The following is a 16,527-nucleotide window of genomic DNA, read 5'->3' as shown; positions in this document are numbered from 1 at the left end:
CGGGGGTACTGCGGTAGGCGCGCCGGGCTCGATCGCTGGTACAGACGCCTGGTCGTGGCGTGTCCGCGCGATCAGCTCAGGTTCGCGGAGGGGTGACGAGCGCTGTCGCAGGCCGTGCGTCCCCCTCCGGCCGGCGCACCAGCCCCGCCGGTGGTGCTCACACGGTCGACGGAGCCCTGCGGCCCTACGCTGGTGGGCTCGTCGGCGATCATGGTGTTGACTGCTTCGCTCGTGGTGGCATGAACCGGCAGGATCGTGTCGACACCGGTGAGGACGAGCATCCGCATCAGGCGGTCGGGGACGTTGGCGAGCCCGAGCGCACCGCCCACCGCCTGGGCGGCGTGCCAGAGACCGATGAGCGCGCTCAGACCGGCGGAGTCGCAAAAACCGACCTGTGACAGGTCCAGAACCAGGTGCGGGCGCCCTCGCTCGATGATCATCGAGGCGTCGCGGCGCAGGGTTTCCGCGGTGTGCATGTCCACCTCCCCGACGACCGCGGCGATGGCGAGGTCGGGGCGGGGGTGCTGGACGGTCAGGTACAGCGTGTCGGTCACGTCGGTCATCACTCCTGGCCGAAGTGTTCGGGCGCGGCGGCGGTGTGGGCGGTCGCTGTGACACTGCCGTCGGGCATGGTGTGAGGGTGGGGGACGGACAAGGTCAGCAGGGCCACGTCGTCGCCGGCTCCGTCGGGCAGCGAGGCCAGCAGGGTGATGCTGTCCTCGATCAGGGAGGTGGCGGTGACGGGTCCGGTGCGCTGGTGGAGGAAGCCGGTGAGGCCGTCGTCGCCGAGCATGGTGCCCTCGGTGGTGCGGGCTTCGGTCAGCCCGTCGGTGTAGAGGAACAGGCTCTCGCCGGCCGTCAGGGAGAAGGTGGTCTGGGCGAAGGGCGCCTGGGGGAAGGCGCCGACGAGCATGCCGCCCTGGGGGCGTACGGCCCGCACCCAGACGGCGCCGCCGTCGTCGGGGCGCAGGTGGTAGGCCGGCGGGTGGCCGCCGGTGGCGACGGTGACGGTGAAGCCGCCGTCGTCCCTGGGCTCCAGGAGGCCGAAGACGACGGTGCAGAAGCGGCGGCCGGCGGTGACGTCGGTGAGCAGCATGGTGTTGAGCGCGCTCAGCACGGTGACGGGGTCGGCGTTGATCTGGGCCGTGGCGCGCAGGGTGTGGCGGGCCAGGGCGGTGACGGTCGCTGCCTCGGGGCCTTTGCCGCACACGTCACCGAGGAAGAACGCCCACCGGTCGCCGTCGAGGGGGAAGACGTCGTAGAAGTCGCCGCCCACGTCGTGGGCGGAGGCGGTGCGGTAGTGGCAGGCCAGTTCCAGACCCGGCACCACGGGAAGGGCCGGGGGCAGCAGGGTGCGCTGGAGGGTGGAGGCGAACGCGGCGATGGCGGCCCTGTCCTGCTCCGCCTTCTCCCGCGCCGCCCATTCCGCCTCCGCCCGCGCCCGCTCCGCCTCGGCGTGCCGCCTCTCCGCTTCCCGGCGGGCCTGCTCGTCGCGCAGTGCGCGCAGCGCCGACAGCCGCAGCTCCATCTCGTCCAGCACGATCGCGGCGAGATCGGCCAGGGTGGCGGTGTCCTCCTCGGTGATCGAGCGCGGCCGGGTGTCGAGGACGTTGACCGTGCCGAGCTTGTGCCCGTCGGGGGTGATGATCGGTGCGGCGGCGTAGAAGCGCACCCCCATCTCCCCGGCGACCAGCGGATTGTCCGCCGCGACGGGGTCCTTGAGGGTGTCGGGGATGACCATCGCGTCGTCGCGCAGGATCGCCGAGCCGCACAGGCCCGGATCCCTGCCGATCTGCGCGACACCCTCCAGGCCGTGGGCGGCCTTGAACCAGATGCGGTCGGTGTCCACGATCGTGACCGTCGCCACCGGCACGTCGAAGAGGCGGGCGGCCATCGCCGCCACTCGGTCGAACGCCCCGTCGGGCGGGGTGTCGAGGATGTCGTAGCGGCGCACCGCCGCGATCCGGGCCGCCTCCACACCCGGGTCAGGGACCAGCTCGGGGCGGCGCCCGGGAGCCGGGTCGGTGGCCGATGCCTGCTGCATGATCGGCTTTCCTCGCCGTCGATGGGCTGCCGCCGTGAACGGCACGAACCGACGCAGCCTAAATCGCCCACACGCCCGAGCGCCAATGCCGTCGTCAACCGGGTACCCGGCCGCGGCCTTCCGTGCGATGTGCCGGTTGGTATCGGCAGGCGGGTCCTGCCAGTGGAATCTGACTCCTGTGATTGCCGACCGCGGTCTGCTGATCACACACATTGTGTCGACCAGCGACCAGTGACCAGTGACCGGTGACGGTGCGTTGCTGGTCTCGGGCTGACCGGGCGTGTCCTCGGCAGGAGCTTGCCGGAACGGCGTCACCACGACCCTGACCGTCCGCACGGCCAGGTACCGACGAGCGATAAGCCGTCGGCTCGAAAAAGAACGCGCATGACCAGGGCACCCTCCGGTTCGTGTTCTCGCCGGCGTCGGCCGGCGGGGGAGGGGAGGGAGGAACAGGCCGGGTCGGCCAGCGCACAGCTCCTCCGCACCGGCGCAGCGCTCGTCGACGACAGCACCACGAGGTCGACGAGGGGGTGGCGCTCCCCGCGATCTTTTTTCTCCTGACCCGGTGCGTCAGGCACTCAGCTGCCGCCACACGGCAGTGGGCGGGGAACTGCATGGCACGGGGACAGCAGCGGCCGCGTCCTCACACCGGGAGGCGGAGCATGAGGACGATGCGTCCGCGCAGGCCCCCTCGGCCAGGCGCGAGCGGGCTGCGGCGGAGTCCGCCAGGGGAGGGAAGGGCCCGGCCATGCGGGCCGGCACGGCGCCTTGGTCGGCCAGTCAGGACAGTTCGGCGGGCTGGGCGCCGTCGGCACGTACGTCCAGGGCGTCGACCCGGATTCCGCGCTTGGGTGCCGACTCCTGGCCGGGTACGGCGGTATCGACGATGCCAACGAAGGCCGTCGAGGGAAGGGCCGCGTCGCGGGGCAGGAAGTGGTCGGCGCCCCGGGAACACAGGAACTGCTCGCCGTGTGCGGAGGCGAGCGCGGTGACCTTCAGGCCGCGGTGGCGGGCGAGTTCCACGGTGTGCGCCGCCAACGCGCAGGCAAACCTCGCATCCCTTCATGCCCCGTTGCTGCGCAGCACGGCGAACGCCTGGTGCTGGAGCTGGGTCAACCCCGTACGCCGACGATGCGGCACTTCCTGCACACCTTCCACGAAAAGCACCTGCTTGTAGGTGTACAGCGCCCGAGGCGTGTGGCTCATTGTGTTCGAACGAATACTTAGGGTGCTTGTCTTCGTGGGTCTGGGGGCGGACGTCGAAGCGTTCCGCAGTCGCGTGGAAGGACGCTTTGTTTCATGGCTCACCGCAAGGTGTATCTCGCCGTCGGCCGGACCAGCACCCGGATCTACCGCTTCGACCCCATCGACGGCGACACCCGCGTCGTCGACAACGTCGCGCCCTACGAGAGCGGCTACACCGCCATGGGAGCGCAGTACCGCGGCGACGACCAGGAGCCCCTGTTGCTGGCCGTGACCGGCAACAAGCTCATAACCGTCGACGCGGCGGCCGGCACCTTGAAGGAGCAGGTCATCGACGGGCTGCCAAACGGGCCCTGGTTCGACGGCGACATGGACCCCGACGGCAAGAATCTCTTCGTCGCCGGCAACCCCGACACCCCCAGCTACGCCATCGACGTGGCAGCCGGCACGGCCGCACCGCGCAACGCACCGGGAGGCGGCCGGTGGGACGACTTCGCCTACCACCCCAAGGACGGGCGGCTGTACTCGGTGGAGGGCGACAATGGCGACCTGCTGCTCATCGACCCGGGCCGGCAGCCCATGAAGACCGTCCTCAAGGCTGGTGTCTTCCCGCCGGCTCAAGCCAGCGGCGCGGCAGGCTCGCGCAAGGCGTACGAGGCCACCTTCTTCGACCATGACGGCAACTTCTACGCCGTCGACTCCGCGGGCAACGTCAACCACCTGGATTTGACCACGGCGGAGGTCCCTGACCACTCGCAGCGCATCGGACGGGGCAGGGTGCCCGTCGGCGACCTGGAGATCGTGAACGGGGCCGGGCGTATCACCCCGCTGCCTGTGCCGCCCAGTTACGACGAGATCGTCGTGACGAAGAAGTTCAAGGGGACATGGGAGAACGGCGAACCCCGGGGCCGGGTCTACAGCTTCGACCTCACCCTCACCGCAGTCAGCAAAGACAGCGGCACGGCGGAGGACGTCAGGAAGTTCCGCATCTCCTTCGACCTGCCCACGGTCAAGGGTGCGAAAGCCGAAGCGTCCGGCGTCGACGTCATCGCCCAGGACGGCAAGGCGTATCTGAGCTCGGTGGGCGACCAGTTCCTCGCCGCGGGCACGGCCCGGACCATCACCGTGCTCATCACCGTGCCGGGCGACCCCGCCCACCTGCCCCCGGAGTACCCCCTCGACGGCCTCAAGGCGACACGCCTGCCCAGCCACTGATCACACCGCTCAGAACCCGCCTCGAGCCGTGACACCGAACATGCGTGGCGTCATCGGGTCCTGCGCCGAGCCGCGGCACCCCTGCACACGAAGGAGTCCTCACTCATGAGCCTGACCGCCGACCAGACGCCCGCCGGGCAGCCGGAGTACGGCGATGCGACGTACCCCTTCCACATCACCAGGCAAGAAGAACGGCAGTTGCGTCTCCTGGGAGCCGAGGCCGTCCCGTCCCTTGTGATCGGGCAGGCCACGTCCTTCGACGAGTACGCCCGCCAGCTGATGATCCCGCCGGCTGTCATGGACCTCGCGCGCAAGGCCGAGGACCTGCGCCTGTCGGCGTGGGAGACCGAAGCGATGCGCAAACACCTCGCCCCCGCCACCGCACCCGGCGAAAAGGTGGGCCTGCTGCGCCAGATCCTCGTGGAGAAGTACAAGCACGATCCGTCCCACCCGCCGTACATCCGTGTCGCCTGCACCGGCCGGGGCGACTACGACCACCTGGCAGCAAAGCACGGCCACCTCCACCCCGACGACCACCCCAAGGGCGACATCGGCTCGCCCGTCGTCCTGGAGATCTGGCCCGCTCAGCACTACTCGCCCATCCACTCCCACGGACACACCACCGGCATCGTCTTCTGCCTCGCCGGCCAGCTCGACGTCATGGTCTACGAGCACCTCGACTGGAACGCCCGTAAACTCGGCCTGATCACCCTCACCCCTGGGCAGTGTGCCTGGCTGTCCAGGGACAACTACGCCGTGCACCGGGTGTACTGCCCGATGGACGGCGGCGGCGGCTCCACCGGCCCCGGCTATATGAACGCCTCCGCCGATTTCGGCGCCAGCTTCCACGTCTACCTCAACCCGGAGGAGACCGGCGTCGAGGACGACGACGGCGACAGCTACAGCCGCGATGCCTTCAACTACATCGACGAGGAGTCCAAGAAGCGGCGTGCCTTCGCCACCGAGTCCGACCTCTCCTGGAGCATCCTGCGCCGGGTCCTGGCCAACACCAAGCTGACCTGAGCCCAGCGATGGTGTGGCACCCCTCCGCCGCGGCTGAGTCCGTGTCGTGCTCGCCCAGGCGACCGACGGTCGGCGCCCCGGTGACCGCCACCGAGCGGGCCGCGGCCTCCCGCGCGGAGGGGACGACGGTGCCCTACAGCATGGAGGCCACGCCGTGGTGGTGAGCGAAGAAGCCCTCCGCGGCCTTGACGTCGGCCTCGCTCCAGCCGGGCGGCTGTTCGGGGCATCGTGCAGGAACTGCGCGAGCCGTTCTGGAAGGTCGGACAGCTCGTCCATGGGCATGCGGGGCTTGAGTGTCCCGATGGTGCGGAACAGGCCGTTGACGCCGTCGACCTCCCTGTTGTCCATGAGATCGGACACCAGCGCGTCCGCAGCCGGGTCTCCCTCCTGGTTTGCGGCCTCCATCTCGGCTTCCACGGTCTCAGCCGTCAAGGTCACAGCTCACTCCTCTCGACGCAGCCACGAGGATGCGGCGCTGACCGGACCGAACCCCCGGCGCGCCACACAGTTGATCTTCACCAGCCACGAAGGAGTGACGAAGATGCACACCGGGGGCGTAACCAGGGGCGCACGACCGTGCCGATGACTGCGACCTGGTGGATGTCGGTGCGGTTCCTCGGCCTTCTGGACGACGGCGACGACCTCACCAGCCGCAAACCCCTGGCCCGGCCACGTCACCGCCGGGGCGGTGCTCGTCGGCCCCGACGGCCGCATCCTGCACAATCTCCGCGACGCGATCCAGAAGTGGGCGTCGAGCCGTACGCCAATCCGAACACCCCCCTCATTCGGATTCATTCCGGGGCGGGCTCTTTTGGCAGTCGATCGTAGGGGCAGGGACGTCGACGACAGATACCACTGGCAGATGCCGCTCGACGAAAAGGACCGTCCATGCGCAAGATCGCTCTACTGCTCGGTTTGGCACTCTCCGCAAGCGTGGCTGCTGCCGCCCCGGCCGCAGCCAACGGCCCCGGCTACCCCCCGAGCAACCAGGCGGTGATCATCAGCAACGCTTCGACCGGCTTCTACCTGCAGACCGACACTCAGAATGAGAACCGGCCGCAGTACGTCCAGGTGTGGTACCCCTGGCCGCTGGCCAATGAGGGCTCGGGGTCGGTCTGGCGACTCAAGCAGAAGTACGGCGACCACTACGTCATCGAGACCGAACCGATCAAGAACCCGACCCCGGCCTGTCTGACGGTGCCGGACAATGCGAAGGACAACGGCCCGCTGACCGTGACCGACTGCAACGGCGGTCCGGCACAGGACTGGATCGTCCGCGAGGACGGCACCTCCGAGACCTACACCATCACCCCGGCCGGAGCGAACTTCCGGCAGTGGGCAATCACTTCGCAGTCGCAGAACTACCCCCACCCTGATGTGTACGTGACCCTCAAGCACTTCACCGGAACCAACGCGCCTACCAACATGCGCTGGAAGATCGACCCGAGGTCGGCCGCCTGACCTCCCGGTCAAGGAAGGCTGACAGGCGCGGCGGCCCCGCGCGGCTGCTGCGGACTTGCGCCCCTGGGAGAAGCCGACAGAACCGGATCCGCTGACCCCTCTGGCCCTCTGACGGCGGCTCGCTGCGGAACACCCCCGCTCGAGCGGGGGTGTTCCGCAGCGAGCCCACGCCAACCTGTTTTCTGCTGATCGGCGGGGCTGGTGTGCTGTCCCGGGGAAGTGCTCGTGCTGGTCTGGGTGGAGATCGGTAGCACGTGATCGTCTGTCACGGGTGTCCTCTGCGGTTCTCGGGCAAGATCCTCGGCCTGTTGCGTAGGTTCCGCGGCGGCGGGAGGGGTCTCCGGACTCACCCGTTCCCGACCCTGTCGTCCCCGTACGGCGGCCCCGCGTGACACGATCCTGAGCGGCTCGCGCCGCGCCTCACGCGGTGACGGCGGCCACGCTGACCACGTTCACGGTGTTCGCGAGCTTCCTATCCGGCCGGCCCGCCTGCCGGCTGCCGAAGTCTCCGGGCCGGCCGCTGTCCCACGGGACGTCCGAGACGGCACGGGCCCCGCCGAGCGAAGCACGGCCAGCACCTCGACGCCGGGGGAGTGGCACACTCAGCGGAGGACCGAGGTGCGGGAATGCCTGCTGCGCCTTGCTGGGCTGCGGCCCGCCCCTTGGTCGCCGGGCGGGCCGGTCACGCCTCCACCGACTCGATGCCAGGGTGCGGCCGAGCATCGCGTCCCCGTCATGACCCGTTGCCGCGCAGCACGGCGAACGCCTGGTGCAGGAGCTGGGTGAAGTCCTCGACGGGGGTGGGCGGCCCGGCCACCGGTTCGTCGCGAGTGGTGAAGGCGATCAGGGCACTGCGCACGGCGGCGACCGAGGCGCGGGCCAGGACGGAGGCGTGCAGGGAGCGGGTGGGGGCCGGTTCGTCCGGTGACCGGCGTGCGAGGCGGTCGGCGAGTGCTTCGGTGATGCCGTCCTCGAGGTCGGTGAGCACGCCGCTGCGCCGTGTGCCGGTGGACAGGGCTCGAGGTGGTACGCCGACGAAGAGGATGCCCAGGCCGCCGTTGAGGCCCTGGGCGGCGGCGAGCAGGCCGTTGAGTACGGCCGTGTAGGGCGGCTCGCTCGCCGGGCGGCCGGCGATCTCCTTCACGAGTAGCGGCACGAAGTCGAGGATCTCCGCGAAGACCAGGTCCTCCTTCGAGGGGAAGTAGCGGAAAAAAGTGCGTTCGGTCACACCGGCCGCCGCGGCGATGTCCTTGACCGTCGTCTCCTGGTAGCCGCGCTCCGCGAACATGCGGGTGGCCGCACGCAGCAGACTCCCGCGCGTGGCGGCCTTTTTGCGGTCCCGACGCCCCATCTCCTGCACGTTGCCCTCCTGCACGCCTTCATCCTGGCACGCCCGCCGTCCGGGGCCGGGATCCGCTCTCCTGAAACTGTCAGTCCTGACAGTACGGGTACCGTGTCAGTCATGACATTTTTTGGTCGACTGGTCGGGCTGGGCTTCCCTCGCCGCACGGTGGTCTCCCTGGCCTCCGTGCTCGTCCTGGCCACTCTCGTCGGCACGGCAGAGGCGGTGACGCGGGGGCGGATCGCAGATCGGATCGCGACGGCGGCCGCGAAACGTCTGGGCACCAGACCGGCGGTCGGGCTCGGGGCCACACCCGTGCTCTGGCAGCTGGCGCGGGGCGCCTTCGCGGACGTCGAGCTGACCGCAGACGACGTGGCCGCTCGGCACCTGACCGGGCTCCGTGTCGACGCCCGCCTCAGTCAGGTGCGCCGGAGCCGGAAGGGCGGCACGGTCGGTTCGTCCACCGTGACCGTCGACATCGGCTCCGCGTCTCTGGTCGCGGGCGCGAGCGCGGGCCCTGCGGAGAGCGTGGTGGTGCCCGATCCCGCGCACGGACGGCTGGTCGTGCACATCGGCCGTGCCGGTGCTCTGGCTGTCCCGGTCACCCCGGTTCTGGACGGCCTGACGATCCGGGTCACGCCCGGTCGGCCCACGTTCGCCGGCCGCCCCCTCCCCGACGCCCTGGCGAGAAAGGTCACGGCCAGAGCCGGCCGCACCGTCCCCCTGTCCGACCTCCCGCTGGGACTGGCACCGCGTCGGCTCCAGGTCACCGATGACGGCCTCCGGCTCACTCTGAGCGGCGGCCGCGCCGCGTTCGACGCCTGATCCCGCACTTCCCGGCGTCTGCCCGCGGGTTTCTCTCCGAAGGTGCCGCTCAGCCCCGTAAGTCCCTCTCAAGGAGCACGTTTCCGATGGCTTCCCTCCTCTACCGGCTCGGCCGCGGTGCCTTCCGGCATCGCCGGGCTGTGCTGGCCGCCTGGCTGCTGGTGCTGACCGCGGCCGTCACCTGTGTGATCACGTTCGGCGGCACGACCGACGACGAGTTCACGGTCCCGGGCTCACCGGCCCAGACCGCGATGGACACCCTCAAGAAGGAACTGCCCTCGGCAGCCGGGACGAGCGCCCAGATCGTCTTCGTCGCGCCCAGGGGTCATGCAATCACCGAGCCGAGGTACGCCAACGCTGTCAGCGCCACGATGGCGAAGGCCGACAAGGCGCCCCAGGTCGTCGGCGTCACCGACCCTGTGCGGAACAAGGTCATATCGCCGGACCGCGCCGCCGCACTCGGCCAGGTCCGCTACCAGGTCACCCGCGCCGGCTTGGACGAGGACAGCCTCACCTCGCTGGAGAAGACCACCGGGCCGGCGAAGGACGCCGGGCTCACCGTAGAGGTCGGCGGGTCCGCGTACGGAAGCAGCAAGAGCACCGGCCACACCAAGGAACTGATGGGAGCGGCCGTCGCCCTCGTCGTCCTCACGATCACCTTCGGCTCGCTGTTCGCGGCCGGCATGCCGCTGCTGACCGCTGTCGCCGGCGTCGCCGTCACCATGCTGGGACTGTCCGCGCTCACCGGTGTGCTGACCATCTCCAGCACCGCCCCGTCCCTCGCCTCGATGCTGGGCCTCGCGGTCGGCGTCGATTACGCCCTCTTCCTCCTCTCCCGTCACCGCTCCCACCTCGCCACCGGCATGGACACCGAGGAGTCGGCCGCCCGGGCCACCGCCACCGCGGGCAGCGCGATTGTCTTCGCCGGTCTTACGGTGATCATCGCGCTGTGCGGCCTGTCCGTCGTCCGCATCCCCTTCCTGACCGTGATGGGCGTGGCCGGCGCCGCAGCGGTGCTGATCGCGGTCGGCGTGTCCACCACGCTCCTGCCGGCCCTGATGGGCTTCGCCGGTGACCGGCTACGTCCGAAGCCAGGCTCGCGCGCGGCCCGCCGTGAACAGTCCGCGCGCGGCACCGGGCACGGCAGCCGCAGGACCATGGGGGAGCGCTGGGGCAGGTTGGCGATCCGCCGGCCGCTGCTGACCCTGCTGGCCGTACTCGTCGGCCTGCTCGCCGTCGCGGTACCCGCCAGGGACCTCCAACTGGCGCTGCCGGACAACGGTTCGGCCCCCGTGGGCAGCAGTCAGCGGCAGGCGTACGACACCGTCTCCGACAGGTTCGGGCCCGGCTTCAACGGCCCGCTGCTCGTCCACGCCGACACTTCCCACGCCCCGGACCCGCATGCGGCCACCGCAAGCCTCGTCAAGGACCTGAAGACCGCCGACGGCGTCGCCGCGGTCGAAAAGCCACAGGTCATCGATCACGGGGAGGCGGCCGTGATCCAGGTGGTACCGAAGACCGGACCCTCGGACCAGAAGACGAAAGACCTCGTCCAGCACATCCGCGACGAGGCACCCACCTGGCACGAGCGGACAGGGGCCGAGGTCTCCGTGACCGGTACGACCGCCGTGAACATCGACGTCTCCGAACGGCTGGCGAGCTCCCTGATCCCCTTCGCGCTCGTGGTCGTCGGCCTGTCACTGCTGCTGTTGCTGCTGGTCTTCCGCTCGGTGGTCGTCCCGTTGAAGGCCAGCTTGGGCTTCTTGCTGTCGGTGGCCGCCACCTTCGGCGCGGTCGTGGCCGTGTTCCAGTGGGGCTGGCTGGCGAGCGCACTCGGCGTCCCGGAGACCGGGCCCGTGGTCAGCATCCTGCCCGTCCTGGTGATGGCGGTGCTGTTCGGACTTGCCATGGACTACGAGGTGTTCATGGTCAGCCGCATGCGCGAGGCACACGTCCACGGCGCCGCACCCCGCGAGGCCGTCCTGGCCGGCTCACGCCACGCCTCCCGCGTGGTCACCGCCGCCGCCCTGATCATGTTCGCGGTGTTCGCGAGCTTCATTCCCGGCGGCAGCACCATGCTCAAGCCGATCGCCTTCGCCTTGGCCGTCGGCGTCTTCATCGACGCCTTCCTGATCCGGATGACGCTTGTCCCCGCCGTCCTCGCACTCGTCGGCCGGGCGGGCTGGTGGCTCCCGAAGTGGCTCGACCGGCTGCTGCCCGACCTCGACATCGAGGGCGAACGGCTTGCCGCGGACCAGCCGACGGGCGGCGACGACCGGCACCGGCCCGGCGCCCCGGTCGCGGTCGGCGAAAACTTCCATGAGAACCTGCGCTGACGCAACAGCCGAGCGGAGTCCGTGACCGTCACCCGGTCACGGACTCCGCTGTTTCAGCGCGGCTTTACGAGTTGAGGTGCTCGCCGATCCGCACGAACGCCTGCACCAGCGGGACCGGCGGCACGGCGGGCGACATGACCTGCGAGCCGAAGTGGACGATCACGAGGTCCAGGCCCGGCGACACGAAAAGCCGCTGGCCGTGGATGCCACTGGCCATATAGGAGTCGTAGGAGTCGTTCAAGACCCACCACAGGTCGTGGTAGGAGAGCGTGGCCGGTGAGTCGGGGGGCGCGGCCGGGAAGCGCACCCGGCGGGGGTAGCCGTCGGGCACGCCGCTGGTGATCGTGCGGGCCACTTCCTCCGGAACCACCTGCTGATCCCCGACCGCTCCGCCGCAGCGCAGCATCTCACCGAGCCGGGCCACATCGCGTGCTGTCGCGCTGAAGCCTCCGCAGGCTGCTTCCATCCCGTCGCCGTCCAGGACGTAGTACGCGTCCTCCTCCGCACCGATCCTCGCCCACAGCAGGTCGCTGAGCAGCGCGGACGTGGTCAGGCCCGTAACGCGGCGGAGGACTTCGGCCAGCGTCTCCACGTTGCCGTTCTCGTAGCGGAACTCCTCTCCCGGAGCCCCGGTGGCACGGGCCGTCAGGAGGTGCTCGCGGATGGTCGTGGGCCCGCTGTAGCCGAAGGGCCGCAATTGCGCGGCGATCACCGCGTGGTACCGCTGGGCCTCGATCGCCTTGTCGAAGGGGCGGCCGGCATAGCTCACCTTGGTGCCCATGTGCAGCAGGTCCTGCACCCGTGCGTCGCCGAAAGCCGTTCCGGCCAGTTCGGGGACGTAGGCGGAGACCGTCGCCGTACGGTCCAGCAGCCCCTGGTGTGCCAGCGTCGCCGCGACCAGCCCGAGGTAGGACTTGGCCGCCGAGGCGTTGAAGCGAGGGGTGTGCGCGTCAGCGCCGTGCGGATAGCGCTCGTAGACGACCTGGCCCCGGTGCATGACGAGGAACGCGTCCGTCTGGGCCGCGGCGAACAGGCCCGGGAGCTTGAGTGCGCCGGTGTCGGTGGTCACGACAAGGGCGTCGAGGTCCGCCTCGGTGCAGGTCAGGGGACGCGCGAGCTCCTGACCCCGCCACACCCGCCGGCTGGGCGAGAGTTCACGGCCCTGTGAGGTGAAGCGGCGGATCCAGGCGGGATCCGTGTAGCCGCGGGTCCACCGCAGATCGCTCAGCGGAACTGTCTCGGACATGGGTCACTCCTGTTGCCGGATCGGATTTCCGAGCGTGGGGCTCGTCAAGGCGTTGACCTTGCGGCTGTCTGGCGCCTAGGTTGCCAAATCAGCTCGTCCGCTACAAGACAAGCTGTCCGACATCGTACTCACCTTTCAGTTCCGAGCCGCAGGAGTGTCCATGGCCACGCAGCATCCCCGGCCCGCCGCTTACCCGAACGCCCCCGGTCCTCCGCCGGACCCGCGGTCCGGCCGTCGGCACGCCTGGCTCGTCACCGCGCTCATCGTGGCGTTCATGCTGATCAACTACGCGGACAAGTCCGTCCTGGGGCTCGCGGCGGTGCCGATCATGGATGAGCTGCATATCAGCAACAGCACCTACGGTCTGATCTCCAGCTCCTTCGCCGTGTTGTTCAGCCTTTCCGGGCTGGTCGTAGGGTTCGTCTCCGCTCGGGTCTCGAGCCGGGTGCTCCTGGTGGCCATGGCCGCCGTCTGGGCGGTGGCGCAGCTGCCTGTGCTCTTCGTGGCCTCGGTGCCGGCGCTGGTGGCGGGACGGGTGCTGTTGGGTGCGGCCGAGGGGCCGGCCGCACCCATGTCGATGCACGCGCTGTACAAGTGGTTTCCGGAAGACCGGCGGGGACTGCCGTCGGCGTTGCAGATCAGCGGTGCCGCGCTGGGCACGCTGATCGCCGCGCCGGTCGTGACCTGGTTGATCACCGCGTTCGGGTGGCGCTCGGCGTTCGGAGTGCTCGCGGTGACGAGCGCGGTGTGGAGCCTGCTGTGGTGGCGCGCGGGGCACGACGGTCCGTACGGCCACGCGTCCGCGCCGGCAGGCGCCTCCGGTTCCGGGCCGGCACGCCGGCTGCCGTACAGCAGGCTGCTGCTGAACGGCACGGTGACGGGAAGCATCGCAGGAGCCTTCGGCGCCTCCTGGGCCCTGTCCCTGAGCCAGGCGTGGCTGCCCGCCTACCTGCGCACGCAGCTCGGCATGTCACCGGGTACGGCGGCCGCGTTCATCAGCGGCGTCTCGGCGTTCAGCTTCGTTCTGCTGCTGGTCGTCTCACCGCTGGTCGACGCGCTGAACCGGCGGGGCGTGCGCAGCCGCTGGTCGAGCGGTGCGCCGCAGGGGATCTCCGTCGCCCTCGCCGCGCTGGCCATGGCGACCTTCCCCTTCGCCGGGGCTCGGCCGCTGCTCCTGGCGCTGGTCACGCTGGCGTTCGGCGCGCACGCCATCACCTTCCCCCTGCACTACATGACAACGGCCGCCGTCGTGCCGCCTTCGCAGCGGGGCGCGGTGTTCGGCATCGTCGCCGCCACCGGAACCCTGCCCGGGCTGATCGCGCCGTACCTGACCGGACGCCTGCTGGACTCGGCATCCTCCCAGAGCACCGGATACACCCATGCCTTCCTGGTGTCGGCCGCGGTGATGATGGTCTGCGGTCTGGCCGCCCTGACCGCGATCCGGCCCGAGCGGGACATCCGCCGGTTGCTCCCGGTCGAGTGAACCGGTGAGAAACGCGTGGCTCAGGCCGGCGGCTCGAAGCCGCTGGCCCAGTAGCGGCCGTGCAGGGCCAGGTCGAGGAGCATGCGGACGACCTCCTCGGCCGGCAGTGAGGGGGTCTCCTGCTCGACCCACCACCGCAGCACCGCGATCTGCTCTCCGACCCACACCCGGGCCAGCAGTTCGGGATCGATGCGCGGCTGTACGGCGTTGCGTTCCGCGCGGGCGCGGAACTCCTCGGCCGTGGCCCGCGCGCAGGCGTCCACGAACATCTGCAGCGGCTTGCCGTCGCCCTCGCCGCGCAGCACGATCCGGTACAGATCACGGTCCTCGCGCGCGTGCCGCAGCATCTCCAGGATCGGCTTGCCGGTGAAGCCGACCGCGCTGCCGGCGACCGCGGGAACCAGGCGCTCGGACAGCTCGGCCAGCAGGTCGGCGGTCACGCGCGCGAACAGGTCCTCCTTGTCGCGGAAGTGCGCGTAGAAGGTCGCCCGGGCCACATCCGCGCGCTCGGTGATGTCCTCCACGGTCAGCGCCGTGAACCCCCGCTCCAGCACCAGCTCCACCAGGGCAGCCCCCAGAGCCCGGCGCGAGCGCCTGGTCCGCCTGTCCTCCGCCATGCACCCCTCCTCGTCGATCGTCCCGCACGCCGCGGTGACGCGTGCGGGGCCAGTCTAGAGACTCTTGACACCACCGTCGGTTATTGAACAGAGTGTCTGTAAACAATCGACATGTAAATCTACGGACGTCATCTAACTGAGTAGGCCCTCATGAACCTCGGCATCTACCTCTCGCGCAGCGCTCGCTACTGGCCCCAGGCCCCCGCCCTCGTCTGCGGGGACCGCGTCTGGAGCTTCACCGACCTGGACCGGGCGGCCGACCGCCTGGCCAGCGCCCTGGCCGCCCGGGGCCTGCGTCCCGGTGACGCGGTGGCCTCCCTCGCCTGGAACCGCGGCGAGCTGGTGGAGCTCGAGTTCGCGCTGTACAAGGCCGGTTTGACGCGCGCACCGATCAACGCCCGGCTCGGCACCGGCGAGATCGGGCACATCCTGCGCTACGCCCCGGTCCGCGTACTCCTCTACGACGCGGCGCATCGCGAGGACGCCCTCGCTGCGATCGCCGCGGCGGGCACCGGGTGCCTGCCGGTCTGCCTGGACGGCGCGCAGCCCGGCGAGGTCTCCTACAGCGGCCTGCTGGCCGAGGGGGATGCATTGCCGTTCCACGTCGAGGTCAGCGAGGACGCCCCCTGCGTTCTGAACTTCACCTCCGGATCCACCGGTGCGCTCAAGGCGGCGGTGCAGACGGTCGGCAACCGCCTCGCCAACATGCGCAAGCAGCTGATGGCCGACGAGTCCCGGCCCCGCCCCGGCACCCGCTACCTCGCCTGCGGCCCCATCACTCACGCCACCGGCATGGGCCTGCTGGCCGGGGTGTTCGGCGGCTCGACCACCTACGTGCTGCCGAGTTGGAGCCCGCAGAGCTTCCTCGAAACGGTCGCGACGGAACGCATCACCGCGACCTTCCTGGTGCCGGCCATGCTGAACATGGTGCTCGCCCATCCCGGCGCGGCGGACCACGACCTGCGCTCGCTGACGAGCGTGCGCCTCGGCGGCGCACCCATCTCGCCCCAACGCCTGCGCGATGCGGTGGAGTTCTTCGGGCCGGTCGTCGCCCAGGGATACGGGCTGGGCGAGACCACCAGCGTGGTCGCCGGCCTGAGCAGCGAGGAGATCGCCCGCGCGGTGAAGGAGGATCCGGAGCTGCTTCAGTCGTGCGGTCGTGCGTCCTACGACACCGAGATACGCGTCGTCGACGAGTCGGGCCGGGAGCTGGGTCCGCGCGAGGTCGGCGAGGTCATCGTGCGCGGCCCGGACTGCGTCCGCGAGTACTGGCAGGAGCCGGAGCTGTCCGCCGAGACGTTCCGCGACGGCTGGGTGCACACCGGCGACCTGGCCTGGATGCGGGAGGACGGCTACCTCTTCCTGGTCGACCGCAAGAAGGACATGATCATCTCGGGCGGCTTCAACATCTACTGCACCGAGGTGGAGGCCGCCCTGTACGAACACCCCGCCGTCCAGGAGGCATGTGTCGTCGGCGTGCCCGACGAGCAGTGGGGCGAGGCCGTCAAGGCCGTCGTCGTCACCCATGCCGGTACGACTGTCACGGCCGAGGAACTGATCGCCTTCTGCGCCGACCGGCTGGACCGCCTCAAGAAGCCGCGCTCGGTCGACTTCGTGCCCGAACTGCCCCACAACCGCAACGGCAAGCTCGACCGCAAGACCGTACGCGAACCGTTCTGGGCGCACACCGCCCGCCGCGTCAACTGACCCCACCCCGTTCGGAGCCCTTCCC

General features: G+C 70.1%; 14 protein-coding genes. 7 read left to right on the top strand and 7 right to left on the bottom strand.

The window, feature by feature from the left end:
- Positions 1-71 precede the first annotated feature (71 nt).
- The 4 genes from HEP81_RS08225 to HEP81_RS08210 all read right to left on the bottom strand — a co-directional run bounded on the left by HEP81_RS08225 (position 72) and on the right by HEP81_RS08210 (position 3,250).
- On the bottom strand, positions 72-563 hold the full coding sequence (locus tag HEP81_RS08225; RefSeq protein WP_051850600.1) for an STAS domain-containing protein: 492 nt from the start codon (positions 561-563) through the stop codon (positions 72-74).
- The gene (locus tag HEP81_RS08220; protein ID WP_243279334.1) at positions 563-2,044 is read right to left on the bottom strand and encodes a PP2C family protein-serine/threonine phosphatase; all 1,482 of its coding nucleotides are present in this window, start codon (positions 2,042-2,044) and stop codon (positions 563-565) included. Before HEP81_RS08220 ends, HEP81_RS08225 begins: the two co-directional genes overlap by 1 nt.
- A 780-nt stretch (positions 2,045-2,824) precedes the next feature.
- Positions 2,825-3,082 (bottom strand): hypothetical protein, encoded by a 258-nt coding sequence (locus HEP81_RS08215; RefSeq protein ID WP_051850601.1) that lies wholly within the window; start codon positions 3,080-3,082, stop codon positions 2,825-2,827.
- Between the two features lie 24 nt (positions 3,083-3,106).
- A complete protein-coding gene (locus tag HEP81_RS08210; RefSeq protein WP_157854598.1) occupies positions 3,107-3,250 on the bottom strand; it encodes a hypothetical protein in 144 nt (47 codons plus the stop codon).
- Positions 3,251-3,343: 93 nt separating this feature from the next.
- On the opposite strand from HEP81_RS08210, the gene HEP81_RS08205 reads away from it, so the two are divergent.
- From HEP81_RS08205 to HEP81_RS08195, 3 genes are all read left to right on the top strand, one after another.
- Positions 3,344-4,462 carry a YncE family protein gene (locus HEP81_RS08205; RefSeq protein WP_037662495.1) on the top strand — a complete coding sequence of 373 codons (1,119 nt, stop codon included), beginning with the start codon at positions 3,344-3,346 and terminating at the stop codon, positions 4,460-4,462.
- A gap of 105 nt (positions 4,463-4,567) precedes the next feature.
- Positions 4,568-5,485, top strand: coding sequence for a cupin domain-containing protein (locus tag HEP81_RS08200; protein ID WP_037662498.1), 918 nt, complete (start codon positions 4,568-4,570; stop codon positions 5,483-5,485).
- 888 nt (positions 5,486-6,373) lie between these two features.
- Positions 6,374-6,946: an RICIN domain-containing protein gene (locus HEP81_RS08195; RefSeq protein WP_037662501.1), complete on the top strand. Its 573-nt coding sequence runs from the start codon at positions 6,374-6,376 to the stop codon at positions 6,944-6,946.
- Between the two features lie 733 nt (positions 6,947-7,679).
- Here the strand turns inward: HEP81_RS08195 and HEP81_RS08190 are convergent.
- The gene (locus HEP81_RS08190; protein WP_051850602.1) at positions 7,680-8,321 is read right to left on the bottom strand and encodes a TetR/AcrR family transcriptional regulator; all 642 of its coding nucleotides are present in this window, start codon (positions 8,319-8,321) and stop codon (positions 7,680-7,682) included.
- Positions 8,322-8,408: 87 nt separating this feature from the next.
- Between HEP81_RS08190 and HEP81_RS08185 the strand changes: the two genes are divergently transcribed.
- Positions 8,409-9,113 (top strand): LmeA family phospholipid-binding protein, encoded by a 705-nt coding sequence (locus tag HEP81_RS08185; protein WP_078967697.1) that lies wholly within the window; start codon positions 8,409-8,411, stop codon positions 9,111-9,113.
- 86 nt (positions 9,114-9,199) lie between these two features.
- Positions 9,200-11,449, top strand: a complete 2,250-nt coding sequence (locus HEP81_RS08180) for an MMPL family transporter (RefSeq protein WP_051850603.1) — start codon at positions 9,200-9,202, stop codon at positions 11,447-11,449.
- A gap of 64 nt (positions 11,450-11,513) precedes the next feature.
- On the opposite strand, the gene HEP81_RS08175 is transcribed toward HEP81_RS08180, so the two are convergent.
- On the bottom strand, positions 11,514-12,695 hold the full coding sequence (locus HEP81_RS08175) for a serine hydrolase domain-containing protein (protein WP_037662505.1): 1,182 nt from the start codon (positions 12,693-12,695) through the stop codon (positions 11,514-11,516).
- Positions 12,696-12,855: 160 nt separating this feature from the next.
- Here HEP81_RS08175 and HEP81_RS08170 point away from each other — a divergent pair, with 160 nt between their 5' ends.
- Positions 12,856-14,178, top strand: a complete 1,323-nt coding sequence (locus tag HEP81_RS08170) for an MFS transporter (RefSeq protein ID WP_037662506.1) — start codon at positions 12,856-12,858, stop codon at positions 14,176-14,178.
- A gap of 20 nt (positions 14,179-14,198) precedes the next feature.
- Here HEP81_RS08170 and HEP81_RS08165 read toward each other — a convergent pair whose 3' ends face one another.
- Positions 14,199-14,795: a TetR/AcrR family transcriptional regulator gene (locus HEP81_RS08165; protein ID WP_037662509.1), complete on the bottom strand. Its 597-nt coding sequence runs from the start codon at positions 14,793-14,795 to the stop codon at positions 14,199-14,201.
- A gap of 150 nt (positions 14,796-14,945) precedes the next feature.
- On the opposite strand from HEP81_RS08165, the gene HEP81_RS08160 reads away from it, so the two are divergent.
- Entirely contained in the window at positions 14,946-16,502 is a 1,557-nt protein-coding gene (locus HEP81_RS08160) for a class I adenylate-forming enzyme family protein (RefSeq protein WP_037662510.1), read from the top strand.
- Positions 16,503-16,527 lie beyond the last annotated feature (25 nt).

Origin of the sequence: Streptomyces griseofuscus (genome assembly GCF_014673495.1) — a bacterium.
Taxonomy (GTDB): Bacteria; Actinomycetota; Actinomycetes; order Streptomycetales; family Streptomycetaceae; genus Streptomyces; species Streptomyces murinus.
This window is presented reverse-complemented; position numbering and strand designations above follow the sequence as displayed.